The following is a 9,980-nucleotide window of genomic DNA, read 5'->3' as shown; positions in this document are numbered from 1 at the left end:
CGCCGACTGCTGACCGTCGATGGCCGACTGCCCACCGCCGACTGCCCACCGCCGACTGCCCACCGCCGACTGCCGTCCGCCGACTGCCGTCCGCCGCCCGGCCGTCCGCCGTCCGTCTGCCGGCCGAGGCCCGCGCGGTCCCGCTCGTGGCTGCGGGCCCTCAAGACCACGTCCAGGTCTTGAGGGCCCGCATCTTCGTCCGCCGCTCGACGATCCGCTGTCGGTATCGGGTATCGGGTATCGGGTATCGGGTATCGGCGCGGCGTCGGCGTCAGGGGCGGAACGACATCATCTGGGCCGCGTCCGCGTGCTGCGGTGCGGTCGAGGCCGCGCCGTGGCTGTCGATGCTCAGGGCGAGTCCGCTGGAGCGGTTGACCAGGCGGTACTCACCTGTCGCCCGGGAGGGCCCGCCCGCCGCGGGGGACTTCACGACCCTCTGGAGGTACCACTGCGAGGTGGCCGCCGCCGCGCCGGCCGTGCCGAGCGAGACCGGCGCGCCCCAGGCCCGGCCCTTCGCACCGTCCGCGACGCGCAGCGGCCGTCCGTCGCCTCCGGTGACCGTGTAGAAGCCGTCCCCGGTGCCGGTGACCTTCCACTTCTGGGCCCTGTCGCCGGACAGCGCGAGCGGCCTGCCGTTCGCTGCCTTGATCTCCCGGGCCCCGACGCCGGCCGGGGAGGCGGGCAGCTCCGTCGTCGACTTGGGCTCGATGGTGATGTCGGCGTACTCACCCGTGTAGGTGTCGCAGGAGAACGAGCAGTACGAGCGGAACGTCCTGCCCACCACAGTGGATGTCGTCCTGGTCTCCGAGTCGAGGAACCACCGGTACCACGAAGCGTTCTGGTTCTCCGCGACGCTTCCGATGTCCACCCACTTCTGGGTGGCCAGGTCGTCCGTCGCGTAGAAGTGCAGCGGGGACTTGGAGTCGGTGGCCTGGGCGATGTTGTTCTGCGGGGTGCCGATGTACTTGCCCAGGTAGGCGCTCCAGGTGATGTTCATGACGGCCAGCTGAGAGTTGTCCGGCATGGCGCCCTGTGCGACCTGGTCCGCGGCCTTGCCGCCGGTGGACGGTTTGTACTCGTCGGCGGGCGCGGTGTAGCCGGTGCCGTTGCCGTCCGACGGGATGATGTTGGACTCCTCGCCGCCGGTGCCCGGCGACTGCCAGGCGCCGTCGTGCCACTTCCTCCACGAGGACGGCGCCATCTTCTGGGCGATGGGAGCGCGCGCCACATGCTGGTGCCAGATGCTGCCGCCGCCGGACTTGTTCAGCACCCGGTCGGCGTAGAAGACGTAGAAGTATCCCGAGGCGTTGTCCACGTACAGCCGGGGGTCGCCGTCGCCGTAGTCGTAGGTGTCCTTCGGGAACTGGCCGGTGTCGTCACGCTTCGTGCTGTACGGCGAGGTGATGACGTGGTCCTGGACCGACCAGGTCCTGCCCTCGTCCCGGGAGACGGCGTAGTCGATGCCGTCGTAGTGCATGCCGTCACCGAAGGGGCTCGGCGTGAACTCGTTGTGCACCAGGCCGTACCAGTCACCACTGGCCGGGTCGACCCACACGCCCGCCAGGTCGCAGTAGTTGGCATGGGCGTAGCTGGAGGTGTCCGGGGCCGGGGTGGCTTCCTTGCCGGTGGGGCTGGTGTCGCAGCGCCACGTCGTGTCGTCGTTGCGGTCCTGCGCGTTCGCGGGGTTCACCGCACCGGATATCGGATCGAGCTTCGCGGAGTCGAAGTCGGCGCCGCTGTAGAAGCTCCACGTGCGCGGGTCGTTCGCGCCGTACAGCGCGTCCGACTGCTGGTAGAAGAACCGGCCGTTCTTCGCGGTGAACACTCCGGCCGGAGTGTCGTCGGGATTGGTGTACTCGACGGGGGCACCGCCGGTCAGGCTGTACTTCGGACCGGGCGCCGATCCGGCGGTCCACTTCTGCGCGGTCTGCTTCGGGTCGCACGGGGCGAGCCCGACACGGGCGCCGTTCGTCACCTGTCCCTGCACCGCCAGGCACTTGCCTGACTTGGCGCTGTAGATCGTGCCGTCCGGCAGATACGCGAACTTCTGCTGGTTCACGCGCGCGCAGTCGTAGAGCTGGACGAGTGCGCCGTTGGCGTCGGAACCGCCGGTCACGTCAAGGCACTTGCCGAGCACCTTCGCCGTACCGTCGTCCGCCCAGCCGAACTGCTGGGCGGCGCCGCCGTTGCAGTCGAAGAGCTGGATGGCGGTGCCGTTCGCGTCGCTGCCGTCGGTGACGTCCAGACACTTTCCGCCGATGGTCACCGTCCCGGACGCTGCGGCGGCGTTCGCGGCGGGGACACCCACCACTCCGGTCGCCACTGCCATGGCGAGCGCGGACAGGGCCGCGAGGCCCGCCCGTCGTCCTGTTCTCTGCTTCACTGTTTCTCCCTTGAAGACATGCGGAATTGCAGGTATTGCGGGGGAACATCCGGAGCGTTTCGCCGAGAGAGCCCGCCGAGAGAGCCCGCCGAGAGAGCTCGCTGAGACAGCCTGCTGAGAGAGCCCGCTGAGAGAGCCCGTCGAGAGAGCTCAGGTCTTGATGTGGGCCACGAGCCCGTCGATGAACTCGGTCCAGTCGGCGCGTGTCGCCGGTTTGCCGGGGACACCGGGCCGGCTCTGCCACGGCAGCGGACCGTCCTCCCTGCGGTACTCGACGCCGAGTGCGTCCAGCCGGGCCAGATGGGGGCGCAGCCGTACGAGGAAGTCGTCGAAGTCGCGTCCGCCCCGGCTCCACAGTGCTTCCGCGACGGCGCACAGCCGTGGGAAGACGTAGTAGTCGACGGTCCGCGGCGAATCCATGTGCTCGGTCCAGATGTTGGCCTGGCCGCCCAGGATCCGGGCCGTCTCCTGTTCGGTGAGCCCGTCGGGGACCGGGTCGAAGGCGTACGCGTCCGCGAGCGTCAGCGGCACGGCGAACGGGATGGGCTCGCTCTCCAGCTCCGACTGCCGGTAGTCCAGGTACACCTGGTCGTCGGGGCAGGAGATCACGTCGTACCCCCGGCGTGCCGCCGTGCGGGCACCTGTCATGCCGCGCCATGAGGCGACCGCCACACCTTCCGGGACGGCACCCTCCAGGATCTCGTCCCACCCGAACACCCGGCGCCCGCGCGCCGCGATGTGCGCGCCGATCCGGCCGAGGAACCACGCCTGGAGCTCCTTCGAGTCACCGAGCCCGCGCTCCGCCATCAGTTCCCGGGTGCGCGGATCGGCGTCCCACTGGTCCTTGGGGCACTCGTCGCCGCCGATGCCGATGAAGCGGCCCGGGAAGAGGTCCATCACCTCGTCGAAGACCCCGAGGAAGAAGTCGAGTGTCGACTCCTCGGCGTTCAGGATGTTCGTGTTGATGCCCCACCGAGGGCTCGCCTCCAGCCGCTCTCCCTGTACGCCCAGTTCGGGGTAGGCGGCGATGGCGGCCTGCGAGTGGCCCGGGACGTCGATCTCCGGCATGACGGTGATGTGCCGCTCGGCGGCGTACGCGACGATCTCGCGCAGGTCGTCCTGGGTGTAGTAACCGCCGTGCGGGCGGCCGTCGTTGGGCGCGTCGGGCGCCGCGCCGAGCTGGGACTCGCGGCGCCACGACCCCACCTCGGTCAGCCGCGGGTGGCGCAGGATCTCCACCCTCCAGCCCTGGTCGTCGGTCAGGTGCAGATGGAGGGTGTTGATGCGGTGCACCGCCAGCAGGTCGAGGAAGCGCAGCACGTCGTGCTTGGGCATGAAGTGCCGGGCCACGTCCAGCATCGCGCCGCGCCAGCCGAAGCGCGGTGAGTCCTCGACGGTCACGTACGGCACAGCCCAGCGCACCCCGGCTGTTCCGGCGGCGCGGTAGATCTGGGGCGGCAGGAGCTGGCGCAGCGCCTGGCAGCCGTAGAACACACCCGCGGTGTCGCCACCGGTGATGGTGACACCACCAGGACCGCAGGCCAGCCGGTAACCCTCGGCAGGCAGGTCAGGATCCAGGGCAAGCGCCAGCGCGGAGCCGGCCGGGGCGGGCTCGGCCATGCCGGACACCGGCAGCGGAAGCCCCGTCGCCGGACGCAGTACCGACTGCAGCCAGCGGGCCGTCGGGGCCAGTTCGCCGGGCGCGGTGATCCGGGTGGACTCGGCCAGCGGGAACACACCGTCGCCCGGTACGGCCGAGCAGGGGAGGGGGAGGAGCATGGCGGGGGTCATCCCTTCACGGCGCCGGCGGACATGCCGGACACCAGCTTGCGTTGGATGATCAGGAAGAAGACGACCACCGGCAGCGAGAAGATCACCGAACCGGCCATCTGGCCGCCGAAGTCGGTGCCGGTGGCGGGGGTGCTGAACGACGCGAGCCAGACGGGCAGCGTGTAGTGGCCCTGGTCCTTCATGAAGGTGTAGGCGACCAGGTAGTCGTTCCACGCCGTGATGAACGCGAAGACGCTGGACGCGATCACACCCGGCGCGACCAGCGGAAAGAGGATCCGGGTCAGGGTCTGCCAGGTGGTCGCGCCGTCGAGCCGCGCGGCTTCCTCGATCTCGGCCGGAACGGCGATGAAGAACCCGCGCATGACCCAGATCGAGAACGGCAGCACCGTGGCCACGTACGCGAAGACCAGGCCGATATAGGTGCCCAGCAGCCCGATCTCGTTGAAGATCAGGAAGGTGGGGATGAGCAGCGCCGTGACCGGCAGCATCTGCACGACCAGGACCGACACCATGATGGTGCGCCTGCCGCGGAAGCGGAACCGGGACAGCGCCGCGGCGGCGAACGTCCCGAGGACCACGGCGAGCAGCACCGCACCGCCCACCACGATCAGGCTGTTGCGCAGATCGGTCAGGAAGCTGGTCTGGTTGACCGCCGCGTCGAAGTTGCGCAGCGTGGGCGATGACGGCCAGAAGTGCGGGGTCGGCGTCATCGCCTCCGAGCGCGGCTTGAAGGCCGTGTTGACCATCCAGTAGACAGGGAAGATCCACACGAGGCAGAAGACGACGGCGAGGCTGTTGTTCAGCCATCCGCCCCGGGGGCTGCCGGCCCGGTAACGGCGGTTGCGCACACGGTTGCTCACAGGTCCTCCCCCGATCGCAGCAGATTGCGGATGTAGACAGCGGTGATCCCCAGGAGGATCGCGGTGGTGATGACCGACAGGGCCGCGCCCTGGCCGATCCGGAAGGACACGAAGGCCGTCTTGTACGCGAAGATCCCGAGCGTGCTCGTCGCCGAGTCCGGACCGCCGGCCGAGACCAGCCAGATCTGGTTGAAGACGTTGAAGTCCCAGATCACCGACATGATCGTGACCAGCAGCAGGGTCGGGCGCAGGAACGGCAGCGTCACCGACCACCACACCCGCCACTCGCCGGCCCCGTCCAGCCGCGCGGCCTCCGGCAGCTCCACCGGAAGCTGGGTGAGCGCCGCGTACAGGGTCAGCGCGATGAACGGCACCGCCTGCCACACGACCAGCAGCCAGATCGACAGATACGCGAGCGAGGCGCTCTGCCCCCAGTCGGTATTGGTCATGTCGCCGAACACATGCACCTGGGTGAGCAGCCAGTTGACCACCCCGTAGCCGGGCTGGAACAGCCACTTCCACACCAGCGACGAAGCGACGTTCGGCATGGCCCACGCGAAGATCAGTACGACCGTCACCGTCATCCGCATCGCGGTGCGCAGCCGGGTGAGCAACTGGGCCATGCCCGTACCGATCGCGATGCTGCCCGCGACCATCGCCACGGTGAACAGCACGCTGCGCACCAGCGACTTCCAGAATTCCGGGTCCTGGAACATGTCGGTGTACTGCTGGACACCGACCATGCTGAACTCGCCGGTGAACAGGGTGCGCTGGTTGTAGTCCGTGAACGAGGTGAAGACCAGGAAGAGGACCGGGGCCACGCTGAAGGCGGCCATCACCAGACCGGCGGGCGAGAGCAGCCACACCACCGCCCACTGCCGCCGGCGCTTCACCGGCCGCTTCCGCGGTTCTGCCGTACGGTCCCCGGCCGGCGGCCCTCCGGCCGGCGTCCCCGCCACGGGATCCCGGTCACCGGTGGGACGGTCATCGGTGAGCAGGTCGCGGGCGCCGGAGGTGCGGGGGCGGCCTGTCTCGTCAGCCGGTCGCATTGAGGGCCTTGTCCACTGCCGTGTCGAAGACCCGGGCCGCGTCCGCCGGGGACTTCGTACCGGAAGCGACCTGGGAGAACAGGTGGTTGACCGACTTGTCGGCCTCCAGCGATGCCCACCTCGGGCTCGCCGGGGTGGCCCGGGAATGCAGCGCGGCCTCGAAGAAGCCCTTCTTGAGCGGGGTGGCCCGGCTCATGGCCTTCTGGTTCGCCTCTGCGCTGTTCGGGTTCCAGCCGTCGTGTCCGACGATCCACTTGTCCTGGATGCCGGGGCTCGCGGCGATCTTCATCCACTGGAGCGCCAGGTCCTGCTGTTTGCTCTTGGCCGCCACCCCCCACACGGCGCCGCCCAGCATCACCGGCTGCGCCGCCCCCGAGGCGCCGGGCAGCGGGAAGGAGCCCAGATCGGCGTCGGTGAGCGCGGGGTTGGCCTTCTCGATCTGGGCGATCTGCCCGCTGGTCGCGGTGATGGCACCCGCCTTGCCGTCGGCGAAGACCTGGAGCTGGTCGGGGTTCTGCGGGTCGGCGGTGCGGGATGCGGGCGCCGAGTACGCGTTCTGGAACTTCCTGAACGCGGCGAGACCGGTCTGTGCCTCGGCGGAGCTGAAGCCGCCCGTCCACTTGCCGCCCTTCTGCACGGCTATCTCACCACCCGCGTCCCAGACGAACTGCAGCCCGGCGGCCCAGTGCTGGCCCGGCAGATAGAAGGGCGAGAAGTCGGACGCCTTGTTGGCGGCCCCGACCTTCGTGAGGGCCGCGGTCAGTTCGGCGTAGGTCTTCGGCGCCTTGGTGACACCGGCCTTCCTCCACATCGTCTTGTTGTAGATCACCGCGCGCGCGGCGGCGAAGCCCGGCACGGCGTACAGCCTGCCGTCGACGGTCGAGGGGTCCGCGAGACCGGGGAGCCACTTCTGGCCCTGCCGGAGGTCCTTGGCGTACGAGGTCAGGTCCATCAGTCCACCGCTGGAGGCGTAGCTCGCGACCTGGGTGTTGCCGAGGTCCAGGACGTCCGGCGGGGAGTCGGTGGCCAGTGCCGTGGTGAGCTTGGTGGCGATGCCGTCCCAGCTCTGCGTCTCCATCGTGACCTTGGCGCCGGTCCTCTCCGTGAACTCCCGCTTCACCGCCTTGAGCGACTCGGGGGAGTAGTCGTCCTGCATGACCCAGACCGTCAGGGTCTTGCCGGTGCCCTTCGCGGCGGAGACCTTCTGTTCGGCGCCGCCGGAGCCGCCCGTTCCCGAGCCGTTGCAGGCCGTCAGAGTGAGAACCGAGGCCAGGCCGAGGACGCCGGCCGCGGCGAACCGTGAGTGTTTCATCGCAACTCCTGTGCGTAAGGGGGGGATCAGGCGGGGCGGGCGGGTGGGCCGCGGCCCGGGTCACAGCACCCCGAGCTCAGCGGCGAGCACCAGGCACGCACCGCCGAGCAGGGTCAGATCGGTGTCCCCGGCGAGGGAACGGATATCGAGGGACGTGTGGACCGGGCCCAGGGTGCGCGCCCTGACGACCTCCCGCGCGGCGTCGAGGAACTCGCCGTCGACCAGCTCGGGAGGGCCGGTCAGCACGATCTCGTTCAGGTTCAGGACGCTGATGATCGGGGCGAGCACGGTGCCCAGTGCCCGGCCCGCAGCCGCCCGCAGAGCGGGCCGACGACCGGCGTCGGCCTGCGCCAGGCGCCTGCGCAAGTGGCCCGCGTCGATGGCCAGATCGAGGCAGCCGCGCCGCCCGCACATGCACAGCTCACCGTCCTCGTCGACCGTGACGTGCCCGATCTCGCCCGCCGCGAACTGCTCTCCCTCGACCCGCTCGCCGCCGACGACCAGTCCCGCGCCGACGCCGTGCTCGATCGAGATCACCATCAGGTTCTGGGTACGCGCGCCCCGGAAGTGCAGTACCCCCAGTGCGGCGAGGTTCACGTCGTTCCCGACGTACGCCGGGATGCCGAAGCATTCGGACAGCTCAGCGGCCAACGGCAGGTCGGTCCAGCCGAGATGGGCGGCGAGGCGGATGATCCCGGAGTCGTCGATGATGCCCGGTGAGCCGACGCCGATCCCCAGCACCCGGCGGGGCGCCGCCTCGATCAACTCGGCGGCGAGCCTGAGCACCAGCTCGTGTGCGGCCGGCCCCAGGGCGTCGCCGAGCGGCACATCCCGGCGCTCGACCGCCTCGCCCCGCAGATTGAGCACCGCGCCACTGAACCGGTCGTTGTGCGACAGGTCGAGCACCACCAGGTTCACCGCGTCGTCCTCGATGCGTACGAGACTCGCGGGCTTGCCGAGCCGGGCGCCCTGGCGAGGGCCGATGTCGGAGACGAGCCCGTCCTCCTCCAGGTCCGCGACGAGCGCGGAGATCGTCGGCGCGGTCAGCCCGGACGCCCGCGCGATCTCCGAACGGCTTCTGGGGCCCCCGTGGTACAGGGTCGCCAGCACGAGCGACCTGTTGTGCACCCGGCTGTCCAGCGTGCTCGCCTTCGTCCGCTCGGGAGGCCGCCGCTGCAGCGCGGGAACCTGGAGCAGACTGCGCTGCGGACGGTGGGGCCCGGCGGGGGGAACGGCGGATTCGGCCATGGAATGGGGCTGCTTCCTAAAGGGTCTTTAATTAAGATGCTTTAGATAATCAGCCGCACCCTTGCCACCGTCAAGAGCGGCGGACGGAAAACTTTCGGCCGCGGCCGGACGCCCACTCGGGCCGGAGGCGGGGAAGTGCGCGGTGTGCGCCGGTCGATAGCCTGCGAGGGGAAGCGTCGGAGGGGGAGGTGCCGGGCCGTCTCAACTGGCTCGTCTCGCCCGAGGGCGACGACCTGAAAGCCCCCATCAGCGTGGCCGTCATCCGTCACGGATCCAACTTGGCTGTTCACAAAGCCATTCCCGCCAGCCCGCCGGCCTGGGACGTCATCCCGAGCGACCTCGTCAACGCCCAGTCGAAAGTGCTGGACGCTGCTGGCCGAAGCGCGGCGGACTGGCGGGCCGGCGGAGCAGAAGCTCCGACCGCCACCGAAACGGCGCGGGCGTCAGCCCCGGTCCGGACGCGTCCCCCGGTCATAGCGCGCCCGCCCCACCCCCGCCGCGACCGTCAGCGGGATCGTGAGGAGGGCGGCCGTCAGGAACAGGCCCCTGTACGCGTGGTGTTCCGCGGGGCCGGCGGCGATGGCGCTCGCCAGGGCGCTGCCGACGTAGAGGGCCAGGCCGAACATCGCCACACCGGTGGCCCGGGCCGTCGGGGACAGGCCGGTGGCCCAGGACTGGATCGTGGAGTGCATGAACGACCAGCCGCCGCCGAGCAGCAGCGTGCACACCACCAGCGCGGGCACCGACCGGCTGGCCGCCGCGAGGCCGAAGGCCAGGGCCATCTGCACCCCGCCGACCACCATCAGCCGCACCGGCGTCCAGCGCCCCACCAGCCGCTTCACCGTCTGGGCCGCAGCCATGGAGCCCACCCCGTACAGCGCGGACACCGCGCCGGCCAGCGTCGCCGACGACCCCTGGGCCTCCAGGGCAGGCGCGATGTACGTCAAAAAGCCCAGCAGGACCGCGCCTTCGAGCATGGCCACCGCCATCACGTACCACTGCCAGCGCGAGCGCAGCACGACCTTGAACGGGGCGAGCAGCGCCCCCGGTGCCGCACGCGGCGGCTCCGGCAGGCGGCGCAGGGCGACGGCCAGGTAGGCGGCGATTACGCCGGGCAGCGCGAAGACGAGACGCCAGCTCACGAAGTGCGCCAGGGCGCCGGCGACGACGGTCGCCACGGCCGTGCCCAGGGCGAACGCGGTCATCAGGAGCAGGACGGCGCGCCCGACCCCGCCGGGTGCGCGCCCCACTCCGACGACGGCGACGGAACGGGGCGAAAGGAGTCGCTGCACCGACCGCGCCTCAGCTCGCTGTTCGCGGGCGCGCTGGACGGCGAG

At 70.3% G+C, this 9,980-nt stretch carries 7 protein-coding genes; all 7 read right to left on the bottom strand.

Annotated elements, in window-relative coordinates; all coding sequences use genetic code 11:
* Nucleotides 1–271: 271 nt before the first annotated feature.
* Complete coding sequence (locus G3I19_RS30590; protein ID WP_164266972.1) at nt 272–2,383, bottom strand: RICIN domain-containing protein; 2,112 nt, start codon at nt 2,381–2,383, stop codon at nt 272–274.
* A gap of 150 nt (nt 2,384–2,533) precedes the next feature.
* Nucleotides 2,534–4,162, bottom strand: coding sequence for a beta-N-acetylhexosaminidase (locus G3I19_RS30585; RefSeq protein WP_239074939.1), 1,629 nt, complete (start codon nt 4,160–4,162; stop codon nt 2,534–2,536).
* An 8-nt stretch (nt 4,163–4,170) separates the two neighbouring features.
* Nucleotides 4,171–5,034, bottom strand: coding sequence for a carbohydrate ABC transporter permease (locus tag G3I19_RS30580; RefSeq protein ID WP_343235255.1), 864 nt, complete (start codon nt 5,032–5,034; stop codon nt 4,171–4,173).
* Nucleotides 5,031–6,083, bottom strand: coding sequence for a sugar ABC transporter permease (locus G3I19_RS30575; RefSeq protein ID WP_164266970.1), 1,053 nt, complete (start codon nt 6,081–6,083; stop codon nt 5,031–5,033). The genes G3I19_RS30580 and G3I19_RS30575 overlap by 4 nt, the downstream gene beginning before the upstream one ends.
* Entirely contained in the window at nt 6,070–7,395 is a 1,326-nt protein-coding gene (locus G3I19_RS30570; protein ID WP_164266969.1) for an extracellular solute-binding protein, read from the bottom strand. The genes G3I19_RS30575 and G3I19_RS30570 overlap by 14 nt, the downstream gene beginning before the upstream one ends.
* A gap of 60 nt (nt 7,396–7,455) precedes the next feature.
* Entirely contained in the window at nt 7,456–8,643 is a 1,188-nt protein-coding gene (locus G3I19_RS30565) for an ROK family transcriptional regulator (RefSeq protein WP_164266968.1), read from the bottom strand.
* 443 nt (nt 8,644–9,086) lie between these two features.
* A partial coding sequence (locus G3I19_RS30560) for an MFS transporter (RefSeq protein WP_164266967.1) occupies nt 9,087–9,980 on the bottom strand: 894 nt, incomplete at its 5' end.

Origin of the sequence: Streptomyces sp. SID10853, from assembly GCF_010548145.1 — a bacterium.
Classification (GTDB): domain Bacteria; phylum Actinomycetota; class Actinomycetes; order Streptomycetales; family Streptomycetaceae; genus Streptomyces.
The sequence above is the reverse complement of the archived record's forward strand: the minus strand, read 5'-3'. Positions and strand labels throughout refer to the sequence as shown.

Excerpts from the sequence above, each read along its gene's own strand:
- G3I19_RS30585 (WP_239074939.1), bottom strand. The coding sequence starts at position 4,162 with ATGCTCCTCCCCCTCCCCTGCTCGGCCGTACCGGGCGACGGTGTGTTC.
- G3I19_RS30575 (WP_164266970.1), bottom strand. The coding sequence starts at position 6,083 with ATGCGACCGGCTGACGAGACAGGCCGCCCCCGCACCTCCGGCGCCCGC.
- G3I19_RS30570 (WP_164266969.1), bottom strand. The coding sequence starts at position 7,395 with ATGAAACACTCACGGTTCGCCGCGGCCGGCGTCCTCGGCCTGGCCTCG.
- G3I19_RS30565 (WP_164266968.1), bottom strand. The coding sequence starts at position 8,643 with ATGGCCGAATCCGCCGTTCCCCCCGCCGGGCCCCACCGTCCGCAGCGC.